16 protein-coding genes are annotated in these 13,187 nt (G+C 62.6%); 8 read left to right on the forward strand and 8 right to left on the reverse strand.

Annotated elements, in window-relative coordinates; genetic code table 11:
• Positions 1–59: 59 nt before the first annotated feature.
• Positions 60–281: a sulfurtransferase TusA family protein gene (locus tag J4E08_RS01485; protein WP_349536986.1), complete on the reverse strand. Its 222-nt coding sequence runs from the start codon at positions 279–281 to the stop codon at positions 60–62.
• 93 nt (positions 282–374) lie between these two features.
• Between J4E08_RS01485 and J4E08_RS01490 the strand changes: the two genes are divergently transcribed.
• The 4 genes from J4E08_RS01490 (at position 375) to J4E08_RS01505 (ending at position 4,826) form a co-directional block, all read left to right on the forward strand.
• Positions 375–1,124: a cytochrome c biogenesis CcdA family protein gene (locus J4E08_RS01490; protein ID WP_183965186.1), complete on the forward strand. Its 750-nt coding sequence runs from the start codon at positions 375–377 to the stop codon at positions 1,122–1,124.
• 57 nt (positions 1,125–1,181) lie between these two features.
• Positions 1,182–2,411, forward strand: a complete 1,230-nt coding sequence (locus J4E08_RS01495) for a hypothetical protein (RefSeq protein ID WP_349536987.1) — start codon at positions 1,182–1,184, stop codon at positions 2,409–2,411.
• Positions 2,408–3,763 (forward strand): cytochrome P450, encoded by a 1,356-nt coding sequence (locus J4E08_RS01500; protein WP_349536988.1) that lies wholly within the window; start codon positions 2,408–2,410, stop codon positions 3,761–3,763. Before J4E08_RS01495 ends, J4E08_RS01500 begins: the two co-directional genes overlap by 4 nt.
• 166 nt (positions 3,764–3,929) lie before the next feature.
• Positions 3,930–4,826 carry a fructose bisphosphate aldolase gene (locus J4E08_RS01505; protein ID WP_349536989.1) on the forward strand — a complete coding sequence of 299 codons (897 nt, stop codon included), beginning with the start codon at positions 3,930–3,932 and terminating at the stop codon, positions 4,824–4,826.
• A 78-nt stretch (positions 4,827–4,904) separates the two neighbouring features.
• On the opposite strand, the gene J4E08_RS01510 is transcribed toward J4E08_RS01505, so the two are convergent.
• Positions 4,905–5,558: a helix-turn-helix transcriptional regulator gene (locus J4E08_RS01510; RefSeq protein WP_349536990.1), complete on the reverse strand. Its 654-nt coding sequence runs from the start codon at positions 5,556–5,558 to the stop codon at positions 4,905–4,907.
• 262 nt (positions 5,559–5,820) lie between these two features.
• On the opposite strand from J4E08_RS01510, the gene J4E08_RS01515 reads away from it, so the two are divergent.
• From J4E08_RS01515 to J4E08_RS01530, 4 genes are read left to right on the forward strand one after another with little or no spacing between them, the layout of a single operon-like run.
• Positions 5,821–6,042 carry a twin-arginine translocase TatA/TatE family subunit gene (locus J4E08_RS01515; protein WP_183965173.1) on the forward strand — a complete coding sequence of 74 codons (222 nt, stop codon included), beginning with the start codon at positions 5,821–5,823 and terminating at the stop codon, positions 6,040–6,042.
• A gap of 6 nt (positions 6,043–6,048) precedes the next feature.
• On the forward strand, positions 6,049–6,534 hold the full coding sequence (gene tatB, locus J4E08_RS01520) for a Sec-independent protein translocase protein TatB (protein WP_349536991.1): 486 nt from the start codon (positions 6,049–6,051) through the stop codon (positions 6,532–6,534).
• A complete protein-coding gene (gene tatC / locus J4E08_RS01525) occupies positions 6,531–7,481 on the forward strand; it encodes a twin-arginine translocase subunit TatC (protein WP_349536992.1) in 951 nt (316 codons plus the stop codon). Before tatB ends, tatC begins: the two co-directional genes overlap by 4 nt.
• Positions 7,478–8,320 carry an ATP-binding protein gene (locus J4E08_RS01530; RefSeq protein ID WP_349536993.1) on the forward strand — a complete coding sequence of 281 codons (843 nt, stop codon included), beginning with the start codon at positions 7,478–7,480 and terminating at the stop codon, positions 8,318–8,320. Before tatC ends, J4E08_RS01530 begins: the two co-directional genes overlap by 4 nt.
• 78 nt (positions 8,321–8,398) lie before the next feature.
• On the opposite strand, the gene J4E08_RS01535 is transcribed toward J4E08_RS01530, so the two are convergent.
• The 6 genes from J4E08_RS01535 to J4E08_RS01560 form a co-directional block, all read right to left on the reverse strand.
• Complete coding sequence (locus tag J4E08_RS01535) at positions 8,399–9,613, reverse strand: peptidoglycan DD-metalloendopeptidase family protein (RefSeq protein WP_349536994.1); 1,215 nt, start codon at positions 9,611–9,613, stop codon at positions 8,399–8,401.
• 65 nt (positions 9,614–9,678) lie between these two features.
• Positions 9,679–10,320 carry a protein-L-isoaspartate(D-aspartate) O-methyltransferase gene (locus J4E08_RS01540; RefSeq protein WP_183965169.1) on the reverse strand — a complete coding sequence of 214 codons (642 nt, stop codon included), beginning with the start codon at positions 10,318–10,320 and terminating at the stop codon, positions 9,679–9,681.
• Positions 10,317–11,102 (reverse strand): 5'/3'-nucleotidase SurE, encoded by a 786-nt coding sequence (surE, locus tag J4E08_RS01545; protein ID WP_349536996.1) that lies wholly within the window; start codon positions 11,100–11,102, stop codon positions 10,317–10,319. The genes J4E08_RS01540 and surE overlap by 4 nt, the downstream gene beginning before the upstream one ends.
• Positions 11,103–11,227: 125 nt before the next feature.
• Positions 11,228–11,863, reverse strand: coding sequence for an SDR family NAD(P)-dependent oxidoreductase (locus tag J4E08_RS01550; protein WP_183965165.1), 636 nt, complete (start codon positions 11,861–11,863; stop codon positions 11,228–11,230).
• A 249-nt stretch (positions 11,864–12,112) separates the two neighbouring features.
• Positions 12,113–12,379, reverse strand: coding sequence for an amidophosphoribosyltransferase (locus J4E08_RS01555; RefSeq protein WP_349536997.1), 267 nt, complete (start codon positions 12,377–12,379; stop codon positions 12,113–12,115).
• A 197-nt stretch (positions 12,380–12,576) separates the two neighbouring features.
• Positions 12,577–13,125 (reverse strand): DUF2199 domain-containing protein, encoded by a 549-nt coding sequence (locus J4E08_RS01560; RefSeq protein ID WP_349536998.1) that lies wholly within the window; start codon positions 13,123–13,125, stop codon positions 12,577–12,579.
• Positions 13,126–13,187: the final 62 nt, after the last annotated feature.

Consider the following 13,187-nt stretch of genomic DNA (forward strand, 5'->3'; position numbering starts at 1 on the left):
ACACCAAATGACAAAGGCCCGCGTATGACGCGGGCCTTTTTTCGTTTTGCCTAAACGGCCTAGCTTTTGCGTATGGTCCAGACCATGCTGGCACCGTCTTCGCGGGTCTCGATCAGGTCATGCCCCGCCTCTGCACAAAAATGTGGAATGTCGATGACGGCAGCAGGGTCGTCGGTGGTGACGGTCAGCGTTTCGCCCGACTCCAGCGCCTTCAGGCGTTTGCGCGCCTTCAGCACGGGAAGCGGGCAGAGCAGACCGGTTGCGTCGAGAATATGTGTCATGCCCGCCATGTAGACCGCTTGTGACAACACGTCCACGGGGATGTGAGCGGTCGGTGGGTGACGCCACCCATGCTTTGCCCTAAGCCTGTGCATATGTTTGGAATCGAGATCATTGACGCGTCGCTCGCGCCCGCCATGTTGGTTGCCCTTGGCGCCGGCATTGTGTCCTTCCTCAGCCCATGTGTGCTGCCGATCGTGCCGCCTTATCTGGCGTTCATGTCCGGGGTCAGCATGGGCGAAATGCAGGAGGGGCGCGCTCGTGGGCGCGTGATTCTTGCCGCGCTGTTTTTCGTGCTGGGTCTGTCGACCGTCTTCGTGCTGCTGGGGTTCACAGCCTCATGGCTGGGGTCGTTTTTCTTGCAAAACCAAGTGCTTCTGGGCCGAATTTCAGGCGTTGTCGTCATCATCTTCGGGCTTCACTTCCTTGGAGTCTACCGCATCGGTTTTCTTGACCGCGAAGCGCGCATTGACGCAGGCGATACGGGCGGGTCGGCCTTTGGGGCCTACGTCCTTGGGCTTGCCTTCGCCTTTGGCTGGACCCCCTGCATTGGCCCGCAGCTTGGCGCGATCCTGAGCCTTGCCATGACCGAAGCATCCTTGGCGCGCGGCACGCTTCTGCTCGGCGTCTATGCCGCTGGTCTGGGTATTCCTTTTCTGTTGGCTGCGATTTTCCTGAGCCGCGCCATGGGCCTGATGAACCGCCTCAAGCGCCACATGAAAACGATCGAGCGGGTCATGGGCGCGCTCCTGATCGCGGTCGGGCTGGCACTTCTGACCGGGGCGTTCTCGGCGTTCTCCTTCTGGCTGTTGGAGACGTTCCCAGCGCTGGCCACCTTGGGGTGATGGGCCGCCTTACTCTCGCCTGAAAGCTGCGTTAACCTTGATGAAAAGAGGCAAGGCATGACAGCGCAGGTAGCCCAGAGCGACAGACAGGTCACACGCCGCCGGGTGTTTTACATCCCCGGTTATGACCCGATTCATCCCCGCAGGTATCGCGAGCTTTATCGCAAGGAGGGGGCCGCGCAGGCCGAAATCTCTGGCTATGCACTCAGCCTGTCGCCAAAAAAGACCGGCGGCGCCTACGGCTGGCACGTCGAAAGCACGCAGGAAGGGCAGGCTGTGCGCGCCGATATCGACGTGCTGGTGTGGTCCGACATCGTGCGCGACAGCATGTCCAACACCATTGTCGCGACCTACGGCCAGATGCTGCGCACGGCCTGGGAATACATCGCCACCGGCGCGCTGTTTCGTCTGATGCGACTGCGCAAGGGGCCGGTGATTGCAGCGCTCTATCCCGTTGGGGCGCTTCTGCTGCAACTGCTTTTGGCGGTTTTGGCGGGATGGATCCTGTACGGGATCGGCAGCTTTGGCGGGATCGCCGGGCGGATCATTGGCACATGTGCGGGACTGGCCGTTGCCGTGCTGCTGCTCCGCTGGTTCAAGGCGAAGGACGGCAAGACCTTTGTCTATTATCTTATGCACGACTACGCCTATTCGGCTCAGTATCGGGGGGCCAATCCCCCGGAGCTGGAAACCCGCATGGCGCAATTTGCCGACACCGTTGCCGAGGCGCTGACCGAGGACTGGGACGAAGTCCTGGTGGTCGGACATTCCTCAGGCGCGCATCTGGCGGTCTCGATCCTTGCTGATCTGCTACGCGCAAACCGTGTGCCTGCCGATGGTCCCGCGCTTTCTTTCCTGAGCCTGGGCCAGGTTGTTCCCATGGTGTCATTCCTGCGCGATGCTTATCGGTTGCGGGGCGATCTGCATTACCTCAGCGCCAGATCCGAACTCGCTTGGATCGATGTCACAGCGCCGGGCGACGGTTGCGCCTTTGCGCTGTGTGACCCGGTCAGCGTGTCGGGTGTCGCACCGAAGGACAAGCGCTGGCCGCTGGTGTTTTCGGCGCAATTCACGAAATCACTGTCGCCCGAGCGCTGGAAGGCGCTGCGGTGGAAGTTCTTCCGACTGCATTTTCAGTATCTCTGCGCTTTCGACCGCCCTTTGGATTACGACTACTTCCGCATCACCGCCGGGCCGCAGACGCTGGCCGCGCGTTATGCCCACAGGCCGCCCTCGGCCAGCCGTATCGACACGGCGGTGTCGAAATACACTTCCAAGACGCCATGAGACAGCCGCCAAAGCCTGTACCGCGTGCCGACCGCGTGTCGCTCTGGCGCTATGTCAAACTGTTCCGGCAAGACATCCTGTCGGCCCAGCCCGCGCGGCTGTATCGGGCATGGATGGCGGAGTTCAAAACGCCCTTCTTTCGCTCCTATCTGCTGAACCAGCCCGATCTGGTTGCGGAGGTCTTGAAGAAGCGGCCAATGGACTTCCCGAAATCCGATCGCATCGGCGCAGGGTTGCGGCCCTTGCTGGGCGAGTCGGTCTTTTTGACCAACGGCGCACAGTGGCAGCGGCAGCGCCGCATCATCGATCCCGCATTTGAGGGCGGCCGACTGAAGGAGACCTTTCCCGCAATGTACGCGGCTGCCGAGGCCGCGCGCGTCCGCCTGGCCGCGCAGGCAGGGCAGGTGGTGGAGGTTGAGCAAGAGGCCAGCCATGCCGCCGCCGACGTGATCTTTCGCACCTTGTTCAGCCTGCCCATCGACGATGACATGGCGAGCGCCGTCTTTCATGAGTTCCGCCGCTACCAGCGCACGCAGCCGATTCTGAACCTTGCGGCTTTTATCAAGGGGCCGGACTGGATGCCGCGTCTGTTTCGCCGTGATACCAAGCAGACAGCCAAGCGCATTCGCGGCCTGATTGCTCAGCTGACGGAAACCCGTGCCGCCCAGATCGCGGCGGGCACCGCGCCCGACGATCTGGCGACCAAGATCATGACCACCGCCGACCCGCAGTCGGGAGAGACCTTCACCTCTTCGGAGATGGTGGACCAAGTGGCGATCTTTTTCCTCGCGGGGCACGAGACATCGGCCAGCGCGCTCGGCTGGGCGTTGTACCTCATGGCGCTGTATCCGGAGTGGCAGGACCGCTTGGCCGAGGAGGCCCGCGCCGAGTTGGTCGACGGCACATTCTCAGAGGTCGGTCGCCTGCGGATCAGCCGTGACGTCTTCCGCGAAACGCTGCGATTGTATCCGCCGGTGCCGATGATGGTCCGCGAAACGACTTGCCCGGAACGGTTCCGCGACCGCGATATTCCAAAAGGGGCGCAGATGGTGCTCAGCCCGTGGCACCTGCATCGCCATGAGCGTTTGTGGGAGCGTCCGGACGATTTCGACCCCGCGCGCTGGCAGACGGAGAACGGCAGGACCTGCGCACGCGAGGCCTACATCCCGTTTTCGGCGGGGCCACGGGGCTGCACTGGCGCCGGTTTTGCCATGGTCGAAGGCGTACTTATGCTCTCGCTTCTGCTGCGCGATCTTCGTGTGACCTTGGTTGACGGGAAGGAGCCTGTCCCGGAAGCGCATTTGACCGTGCGGGCACGGGACGGCATCTGGCTGCGCGTCGACTCGCGATAGGGTGTCGCACCAGACACCAAACACAGGTTTGCCCGGTCTCTGGCAGTCCAAACCACAAGGTCACAAAACCTTTGTCAGGTTTAGCGTTAACAGTCTGATATTGCTCTAGGTTTGTGAAAGAATACCGGGTAACCGATTGGTAACCAATTTGACCGGGAGAAGCCTCATGACAAGCGACGCATTCAACGCGATGAAACACCAAATGACCGAGGGCGCGGGCTTTATCGCGGCGCTGGACCAGTCGGGCGGCTCGACGCCCAAGGCGCTGGGTCAATATGGCGTGACAGAGGACATGTACAACGGCGACGCAGAGATGTTCGGCGAAATTCATGCCATGCGCACGCGCATCATCACAGCGCCGGATTTCACCAAGAAAAAGGTGCTTGGCGCGATCTTGTTCGAGCGCACCATGCGCGGTGACATTGATGGCAAACCCGTGCCGACCGTCCTGTGGGAAGACCGCGGCATCGTTCCGTTTCTCAAGATCGACAAGGGCTTGGAAGACGAGGCCAACGGCGTTCAGATGATGAAGCCGATTCCGGGTCTCGAAGACACGCTGAAAGACGCGGCAGGGCTTGGCATCTTTGGCACCAAGGAACGGTCGGTGATCCACGAGGCAAACTCCGACGGCATCGCCGCTGTCGTGGCGCAGCAGTTCGATGTGGGCCGCACGGTGCTGTCCTGTGGTCTGGTCCCGATCCTCGAACCCGAGGTAAACATCCATTCCGGCACCAAGGCCGAGGCCGAAGCAATGCTCAAGGATGAGATCGCCAAGCACCTCGATACACTCGATGCGGGTCAGGAGGTGATGCTGAAACTGTCGATCCCGACCGAAGTCGGCCTTTACGACAGCCTCGCAGAACACCCGCGCGTGATCCGGGTCGTGGCTCTGTCCGGTGGCTATTCCACCGACGAGGCCTGCGAACGCCTGTCCAAACAGCCGACCATGATCGCCTCGTTCAGCCGTGCGCTGGCCGAAGGTCTGTCAAAACAGCAGTCCGATGAAGCGTTCAACGCGGCGCTGGGGTCGAACATCGACAAGATCTATCAAGCCTCGATCTGACCTCCACAGGGCAGGGGCGATCCTGCCGTCTCGCCGTTGCTCGACGCCTCCGTCCATCCGGGTGGGGGCGTTTTGAGTTCAGCGCGCGCGCCAGTCCGCCAGCGTCCGCCCCGGCTCATCAACGAACAGAGAGGGCAGCGGGCGCAGCGTGTCGATCCGGTCGATGCGAAAGCTCAGAAAATCCGCCGTCATCTCCGACCACGCCACACAGGTCCAGACGCGCCCAAAGTAGTCCAACGTCAGGGGCCGCAGATCGTGTTCCACGCCATCCAGAGACACGCGCAGCTTTTGCCGCGCCCGAATGGCAGACCGGATCGCCGGCATATGCACAAACCCATGCGCCGCTTCGGCAAAGGCATCGGTGGCATAGCCAAAGGGGGCCGGCGTTTGCCCAGCTTCCTCAGGCAAGACCGCGTCGATCTTGGCCGACAACTGACGCGCCGCTTCCGCGTGCTCGTCCATGTCGGACCCGCCGAGGATCGCCAGCGCCAGATGTAAAGCTTCCAGCTCAGCTTCGGTCAGGTTCAGGGGTGGCAAGGTGATCGCAGCCTGCACCGTGTAGCCATAGCCGCGCGTGCCGGCGACAGGCACACCTGACGCGGCCAAGACTTCCATATCCCGGTAAATCGTTCGCACGGAAACATCGAGGTCCTGCGCCATCGCCTCCGCCGTATGCAACGCTCCGTCGCGCAGGCGCTGGGTGATGGCGTAGAGACGATCCTTGCGATTCATGGCGCGGCGATTCCCGGATTTGGCGTGATCCGCCGCGTCACTGCGGCGGGCAGAGCGCGGATTCGGCTGAATAATCCGGCGTGCTGCGCGACCATACTGACATAAACCTGACAACTGACAACCTCATGACACACAAGCCCGCCCGCGCTGGCGCATTGCGTCTTTTCCCTGCGGCAAAGCTGCCGTATCCAACGGTGTGAATTTTCCAGCGGGCGTTCGCAGCCACAGGCGGCCCGCGTTCAGACAAACGGAGACTTGAACCATGGGTATCGGGAACATCGGCCTGCCAGGCCTTCTGCTGATTGCCGTCGTCGTGCTGGTGCTGTTCGGCCGCGGCAAGATTTCGTCGCTGATGGGCGAAGTGGGCAAAGGCATCACGGCATTCAAACAGGGCGTGAGCGACGGCAGCAAGGAAATCGAAGACGACAAGTCCGAAGACGCCAAAGACGTCACGCCCGCTTCCGAAGACAAGGACAAGGTGTAAATCACCATGCCGATGGTTTTCGATTTCGGCTTTGGCGAGCTTCTTGTCATCGGCATCGTGGCGTTGATCGTCGTCGGGCCGAAGGAGCTGCCGATGCTGTTCCGCAACGTGGGGCACTTCATGGGCAAGGCCCGCGGCATGGCGCGCGAGTTTTCCCGCGCCATGAATGACGCCGCCGACGATGCCGGGGTCAAGGACATTCAGAAGACCTTCAAGTCGGCGAGCAACCCGATGAGCAGCGCCATGGATGGGGTCCGCGACGCGGCGAAATCCATGACCGACATCGGCGGGTCAGGCGGCACTGGACAAAGCGCGGACAAGCCGAAGCTGTCCGAGGAACGCGAAGCTGCCCGCCGCAAGATCGAGGCGAACGCCGCCCGCGCGGCCGCTGACCGCAAATCCCGCGAAGCCGAAGCCGCTTCGCAAAAAGCGGCAGAGATGGAGCGCGCGCTGGCCGAAGACGCCGCAAAGGACGAGGCTGACAAGGCATGAGCCAAACCCAAGACGACCTCGAAGACAGCGCAGCGCCGCTGATCGAACATCTGGCAGAGCTGCGCACGCGGCTGATCCGGTCGATCCTTGCCCTGTTCGTAGGCATCTGCATCATGTTCATTCCGATCCAGGGAGATTTCCTGGCGGAACATGTGCTGCGCTTCCTGCTTGGCCCGATCGAGGCGACCCTGCGTGCCATGGGCGACCCGTCGCCTACGCTGCAGTACACCAGCCCGCAGGAATACCTGTTTGTTCTGTTCCGGATTTCGATGGTCTTTGGCTTCGCGCTGGCCTTTCCGGTGATCGCGACGCAGCTTTGGCGTTTTGTCGCGCCCGGACTCTATAAATCCGAAAAGGGCGCTTTCCTGCCGTTCCTCATCGCCTCGCCGGTGATGTTCCTGCTCGGTGCGGCATTCGCGCATTTTGTCGTGACACCACTGGCGATGACCTTTTTCCTGGGCTTCACCGACGCGCCGTCGATCTTTGTCAACATGATGAGCGGCGCCGTGGATACGCCTGCCACGACCGTGGTGGTGCCGGAAACGACGAGCGGGTTGCAGATCACCTTCTTTGGTAAGGTGAACGAATCCCTGCAAACCTCGCTGATTTTCATCATGGCCTTTGGCCTGTGCTTCCAGTTGCCGGTTCTGCTGACGCTGATGGGCAAGTCCGGGCTGGTCTCTGCGGATGGTCTGGGCTCGGTGCGCAAATACGCCATGGTGGCCATTCTGGTTTTGGCCGCTGTGGTCACGCCGCCGGATGTGGTCACGCAGATGATCCTGTTCTGCGTGGTCTACGGGCTTTACGAGGTTTCCATCCTTCTGGTGCGCCGCGTCGAGAAGAAGCGGGAAAAGGATCTGCGGGCCCAGGGTCTGTGGTTCGAGGATGATCCGGCAGAGGCGTCGAAAGACGATCCGATGTTCAAGGAATTCGACGAGGACAAATGACCAATACGGACCCGATGGAACGCATTGCGGCGGCTTTGGAGCGGATGTCTCCACCGCCGCTCGGCGCCCCTGATTTCACCGCCGAAGCGTTCGTCTGGGAGACACGCCCAGACCGTCTTGTGGCCATCGACCGCGTGTCCCGCGTGCCGCTTGATCTGCTGATCGGCGTGGAACGGTCACGCGACACGCTGCTCGCCAACACCCGCCAGTTTGCGCGCGGTCTGCCCGCCAACAACGCCCTGCTCTGGGGCGCGCGGGGCATGGGCAAGTCGTCCATCGTCAAGGCGATTCACGCCGCCGTGCGCGCCGAGGGGCATGACCTGAAACTGGTGGAGCTGCAGCGCGAAGACCTGCCGACCGTCGGTCGATTGCTGGATGTGCTGCGCCATGCGCCATATCGTTTCGTGCTGTTCTGCGACGACCTTTCCTTCAGCCATGACGACGAGCATTACAAAAGCCTGAAGGCCGTGCTGGACGGTGGCGTTGCGGGACGGCCCGAGAATGTGGTGCTTTATGCCACATCGAACCGGCGCCATCTGATGCCGCGCGACATGATCGAAAACGAGCGCGGCTCGGCCATCAATCCGTCAGAGGCGGTCGAGGAAAAGGTTTCCTTGTCAGATCGCTTTGGGCTGTGGTTGGGTTTTCATCCCTGTTCGCAGGACGAATACCTCGACATGATCAGAGGCTACTGCGACAGCCATGGCCTCGAGGTCGATGCCGACACCCTGCGTGCGGAAGCCATCGAATGGCAGGCGACGCGCGGCTCTCGATCGGGTCGTGTGGCCTGGCAGTTCTTTGTCGATCTGGCAGGGCGGCAGGGGATCTCTCTGACCTGAGGTTCAAAGCCACGGAAACGAAAACGGGCGCGTCCGGGAAACCTCGGACGCGCCCGTTTTGTATTTTATGGAATGACCTCAGTTGAGGTAGGCCATCGGGTCAGTGGCATCCAGTCCCTTGCGCACCTCGAAGTGCAGGAAGGACGGCGAGCCGGGGCCGACCCGCGCAATGGTTTGACCACGGCTTACCGAATCGCCGTTCTTCACCGTCGCGTCGGCGATGTTCATGTAGACAGAGCTCACCTCGTTGGGGTGGCGCACGATCATGAACAGCGTTCCATCGGTCTTTTCACTGATGTGTACAACCTTCCCGGAGGCCGCCGCACCCACCGGCTGACCCGGAGACGCTGCAATATCCACGCCGGGGTTCACGCCGGCCTTGTACTCGCGGATGATCGCACCGGAAACGGGCATCGCCATTTCTCCGCTGGCTTTCGCTTGCGACTGGCCAATGTCGGCAACCGGTTCTGCGGGTTTCGCAGGCTTGGGCTTGGGCTTGTCTGCGGCGGCTGTGCTTGAGGCCGCCGGCGCAGCGGGCGCTGCGCGTTCCAATGGTTCTGCGTCGACCTCTGGCAAAGGTGTGGCGGAGGACGGCGGGATGGGCGTGCTGGACGTGGCCCCCGGCTGCGACACAGTGGTCGTGCTGGATGCGCTCGCAGAGGCCGTGCTGGTCGGGATCAGCAGGAACTGACCTTCGCGGACGGTGAACTCTTTATCCAGACCATTCCATTCCGCAAGGCTGCGTGGGGTGACATTGTAAAGGCGCGCAATGGTAAAGGCGGTCTCGCCGCGTGCCACTTGATGGCGGACCGGTTCAACCCCGGTGCCGCTGCTGGTGCGGGTCGGCGTGGTCGGCTGGGCACGCTCGATGGCGTTGCCTGCCAGTGTCGCCACATCCACGGCGGGGGCGCGGCTCAGCCCTGTGGAGGTCGACGGCTCGGCCACCCGGCGGGGCAGGGCGACGATCTCGCCCCGACGCAACGTGTCACCGGTTTGCAGCCCATTGTAACGTGCCAGCTCCTGCGCAGGCAGGCCCACGCGATCCGCAAGCCGCGCGACGGTATCGTCCCGCTTCGCCACGGCCACCTGATAGCTGGGATAAGACAGGACACCGCGATCATCCGGGGCCGGACGGTCGGCAACCGCAGTGGCCGCCGCAGCGGAGGTATCCATAGGACCACCCATGCGCCCCCGCATGTCAAGATCCAGGCCATCGCCCGCACAGGCCCCAAGGGCGGTCAGCAGCGCGAGTGCGGAAATGGGGCGGGCCCAGAAAGGCGTATGGGTCGTCATCTCGATGTCCTCATCTCATGCGCACCTTGTGGTCGGAGCGTCACTCAAAAATTGCCAGCCGGGCGTCAATCCTTGCCCAGCCCCTCTACCAATGGGACGAAGCGCACGGGGCGCAATTCGTCGTAGTCAAACCCTGTTTCCGTCCGGGTGACCCGGATCAGATGTTGTACCGCGTCGGACTGGCCGACGGGCACCACCATGATACCGCCAATCTTCAACTGCGCCAAGAGCGGGCCGGGCGGGTCCTCGGCGGCGGCGGTCACGAGAATGCGATCAAACGGCGCCTGATCTGGCAATCCAAACGATCCATCTGCGGTGAACGCCGTGATGTTGGCCAGTTCCAGCGTGTCGAACACCTTGCGCGCGGCGGCCACCAAACGCTTGTGCCGGTCAACAGTGTAGACACGTCGCGCCAGCTGGCTGAGGATCGCGGCCTGATAGCCAGAACCGGTGCCGACCTCCAGCACCTTGTCGCGCGAGCCGAGCTGCAAGGACTGCGTCATCAGACCGACAACCGACGGCTGCGAAATCGTCTGTCCGCAGGCGATCGGAAGGGGCATGTCTTCGTAGGCACGCTCCGAGAAATAACCTTGAATGAACAAGCCGCGGTCGATGCGTTCCATGGCGTTGAGCACGTCCTTGTCCGTCACCCCTTTGGAGCGCAGAGCAAAGAGGAACTGCATCTTGGCGTCGGCGTCGAAGGTCATTTCAAGGCATCCTCCAGCGCCGTCAGACTGTCGCGGCAGGTGAAATCCGCGCGCATCGGCGTCACGGAGATCCAGCCGTCCATATTCACAGCCGCGTCGGACCCGGCGGCCACGGGCGCGCGCTGGTCGCCGCCCTTGGCCCAGAGGAATCGACGGCCGGAGGGTGACATGTGCGGCTCGACGCTGAACCCTGTGTGGTCGCGCTTGCCTTGTGGCGCGGCACAGATACCTTTGACAGCCGCCGCAGGAACGGGCGGGAAATTCACGTTGTAAAACAGCCGGTATCCATCCTGCTCATCGGCATCGAACGCGATGATCTTGCGGACGACCTCTGCGCCATATTGCGCGGCGGCCTCGAACGGGTTGTCGATGTTGACGTTTTCCGGCCCGAGGTACTGCGACATGGCGATGGAGCGAAGACCTTTCAGCGCGCCTTCGAGAGCGCCGCCCAAAGTGCCTGAATACATCGCATTTTCAGCGGAATTATTGCCCCGGTTCACGCCGGACAGGATCAGGTCGATCGGATGGCCCTTCAGCACATCGCCGACACCCGCCAGCACGCAATCGGCGGGGCTGCCCTCGGCTGCGTAACGACGCTCTCCCATCTTGGAGATCAGCGTCGGATGGGCGTAGGAGATGCAATGCGCGACGCCCGATTGCTCGAAGGCCGGCGCGACGGTCCAGACTTCACCGTCAGGTCCGGCCAGCTCCTGTGCGATCTGTTCCAGCACGGCCAGGCCGGGCGCGTTGATACCGTCGTCGTTGGTGATGAGAATACGCATGGGACCGCCCGGAAAAGTGTTTTGTGTTCTCTACGGGATGGGCGCGTCGAGAACAAGCGGCGCAGCCCTATTGCAAGGGCGACGCGTTATGGCAGCGGGCCCTGCGGCGCGGGCCATTGGTCTTTTCAGATCAGTGGGCGCAAGCGGGCTGCTTCAGCCTCGGGCGTCGCCAGCGTATCGCGGCTCTCGCCGGGGAAAAAGCGCGCGCGGTGGCCCGTGCACATCGGCTGCGGCTCAAGAAACTGCACCTGGGGGCCGGTTTTCTCCGTCTCGGCGGCCCAGCTTTTCGCCAATGCGATCTGAGCACCTTTGGTGGTGCCGTAATGGCCGTAGAACTTTTCGCCGCCGTGCTGGTCATCGAAGAAGACGGCTTTGCCCTGCTCACCCAGCAAGGGTGCGACGAAAGGGATCATGTAGCCCGTGGCCGTGACGTTGGTGTCGACGGACTTCTGCCAGTCCTTCTGATCCAATTGCCAGGCGGGGGCCAATGGCGCGGTATGGATCGCCGTATGAACCCAAAGCGACAGCCCACCCCAACGGTCAAAAACCGAGCGGCACAAATGCGCCATGGCATCGCGGTCCGTCAGATCCATCGGCGCAAGAGTGGCTTCGCCGCCCTTGGCCTTGATCTCGTCGTCCAGGTCTTCCAGCCCGCCCACGGTGCGTGCGACGGCGAGGATGTGATACTCGGGCGCGAGTTTCAGAGCGAGGGCATAGCCCAGCCCACGTGAGGCGCCGGTGATAAGAGCAAGCTTGGTCATGGCGGGGGTTTGGACCTGAAATGCTGGCCCGTCAAGCGGGCGCGTGGCCCCTGTTTGTGGTCAAGTGGCCGCAGGTCTGCAGGAGTTTTATATCCGGGGCTGCGAGCAGCGTGTAGCGGGGGCAGGTCCGTCGGTCGGCGGCGTGGCCTTGGTCACAATATCAACCATCTCCGCGGTATCCGGGACCGGGTTATTTTCTGCACCGCGCCACCTACGCCGGTCGCCCGGCAGGGGGAAACACTGGCGCGTTCACGGCTTGGCCGGCTGTTTCAGCCATTTGGTGTTGCCATGCGCCGCGTAGGCCAGCCGACCGTCCTGGATTGCGATCACCGGCGCCGTGCCGATGCGGTCGCCAACCTTGAGCGTCACCGTCTGTCCCTTGGATGTGCGCACCAATGCGCGCGGCGTCTCGTCGTTGCCGAATGTGCCAAGCAGGATGAGCCCGTCGAGCGCGCCAACGGAGCGTTGCGTTGCCGCCTGATTGACGGCGTCAGAGGTGGTGGTGTCCTGTGCCATGGGTCGTCTCGCTGCTCCCTATGTATTTGAGAAAGCCGCGTTTACGAGCCTTGGGTCAGAAAGCAAAGACGGGGGATTTCCGCCGTGCGGAGCCTCGCCCATCGGCAGAGACGACTGTGCGGAAACTTGCTTTGTCGGCGGGACGTACTGTTCGGGCTGCGCCCGAAGGCGCCCGCCCGCCGACCCGTAAACAGCGCCTAGCCCTTCAGGTGAGGCCGGATATCGTTGCCCGAAGCCGCATAAAGATCCAGCAGATCGTCCAACGACAGACCCTCCGCCTGTGTTTCGGCCATCGGCCCGTCCAGCGCTTTGGCCACGGGGCGCTGGCTGGCATTGGCGGCTTCCAGCGCCAGGGGAGTGGCGTCATTGTCGAGGCCGGGAACGGTGTTGGCGCTCAGCCCCTCACCGGTGAAGGCCGCGCCACTGTCGAAGGTGTCGAGGTAAGCATCGAAGGTGTCGCGCGCGACCTCTGCCCAAAGGCTGACATTCATGGCCTCGGATGCGCCCCGAATGGGCAAGGGCAGGGTGACGCGCAGGAAATATCGGCCCATCAGACGGCACAGGTCCGGCGTCAGCCGATCCTCGCCCACGGTCATGTCCTCGCCCTGCAACGGGCCGTGTGGCCAATCCTCGGGTTCCTCGAACCCGATGTCGATCACCCCGCCAAAGCTGCGACCGCAGCAGGGGCAGACATAGTCCGGGTCATTGAGACGCTTCCAGCGGGCGTCGAGGTCGAGAAGGTTCATGGCCAGAGTCCTGTTGTCAAAAGGAAGAAACGCAAATGGGCGGCCCGAGGACCACCCATCTG

Origin of the sequence: Sagittula sp. NFXS13 (genome assembly GCF_040148795.1) — a bacterium.
Lineage (GTDB): Bacteria > Pseudomonadota > Alphaproteobacteria > Rhodobacterales > Rhodobacteraceae > Sagittula > Sagittula marina.

What these genes read in the sequence shown, in the direction of transcription:
- J4E08_RS01485 (WP_349536986.1), bottom strand. Translation starts at nt 281, where the DNA reads ATGACACATATTCTCGACGCAACCGGTCTGCTCTGCCCGCTTCCCGTG.
- J4E08_RS01490 (WP_183965186.1), top strand. Translation starts at nt 375, where the DNA reads ATGTTTGGAATCGAGATCATTGACGCGTCGCTCGCGCCCGCCATGTTG.
- J4E08_RS01495 (WP_349536987.1), top strand. Translation starts at nt 1,182, where the DNA reads ATGACAGCGCAGGTAGCCCAGAGCGACAGACAGGTCACACGCCGCCGG.
- J4E08_RS01500 (WP_349536988.1), top strand. Translation starts at nt 2,408, where the DNA reads ATGAGACAGCCGCCAAAGCCTGTACCGCGTGCCGACCGCGTGTCGCTC.
- J4E08_RS01505 (WP_349536989.1), top strand. Translation starts at nt 3,930, where the DNA reads ATGACAAGCGACGCATTCAACGCGATGAAACACCAAATGACCGAGGGC.
- J4E08_RS01510 (WP_349536990.1), bottom strand. Translation starts at nt 5,558, where the DNA reads ATGAATCGCAAGGATCGTCTCTACGCCATCACCCAGCGCCTGCGCGAC.
- J4E08_RS01515 (WP_183965173.1), top strand. Translation starts at nt 5,821, where the DNA reads ATGGGTATCGGGAACATCGGCCTGCCAGGCCTTCTGCTGATTGCCGTC.
- tatB (WP_349536991.1), top strand. Translation starts at nt 6,049, where the DNA reads ATGCCGATGGTTTTCGATTTCGGCTTTGGCGAGCTTCTTGTCATCGGC.
- tatC (WP_349536992.1), top strand. Translation starts at nt 6,531, where the DNA reads ATGAGCCAAACCCAAGACGACCTCGAAGACAGCGCAGCGCCGCTGATC.
- J4E08_RS01530 (WP_349536993.1), top strand. Translation starts at nt 7,478, where the DNA reads ATGACCAATACGGACCCGATGGAACGCATTGCGGCGGCTTTGGAGCGG.
- J4E08_RS01535 (WP_349536994.1), bottom strand. Translation starts at nt 9,613, where the DNA reads ATGACGACCCATACGCCTTTCTGGGCCCGCCCCATTTCCGCACTCGCG.
- J4E08_RS01540 (WP_183965169.1), bottom strand. Translation starts at nt 10,320, where the DNA reads ATGACCTTCGACGCCGACGCCAAGATGCAGTTCCTCTTTGCTCTGCGC.
- surE (WP_349536996.1), bottom strand. Translation starts at nt 11,102, where the DNA reads ATGCGTATTCTCATCACCAACGACGACGGTATCAACGCGCCCGGCCTG.
- J4E08_RS01550 (WP_183965165.1), bottom strand. Translation starts at nt 11,863, where the DNA reads ATGACCAAGCTTGCTCTTATCACCGGCGCCTCACGTGGGCTGGGCTAT.
- J4E08_RS01555 (WP_349536997.1), bottom strand. Translation starts at nt 12,379, where the DNA reads ATGGCACAGGACACCACCACCTCTGACGCCGTCAATCAGGCGGCAACG.
- J4E08_RS01560 (WP_349536998.1), bottom strand. Translation starts at nt 13,125, where the DNA reads ATGAACCTTCTCGACCTCGACGCCCGCTGGAAGCGTCTCAATGACCCG.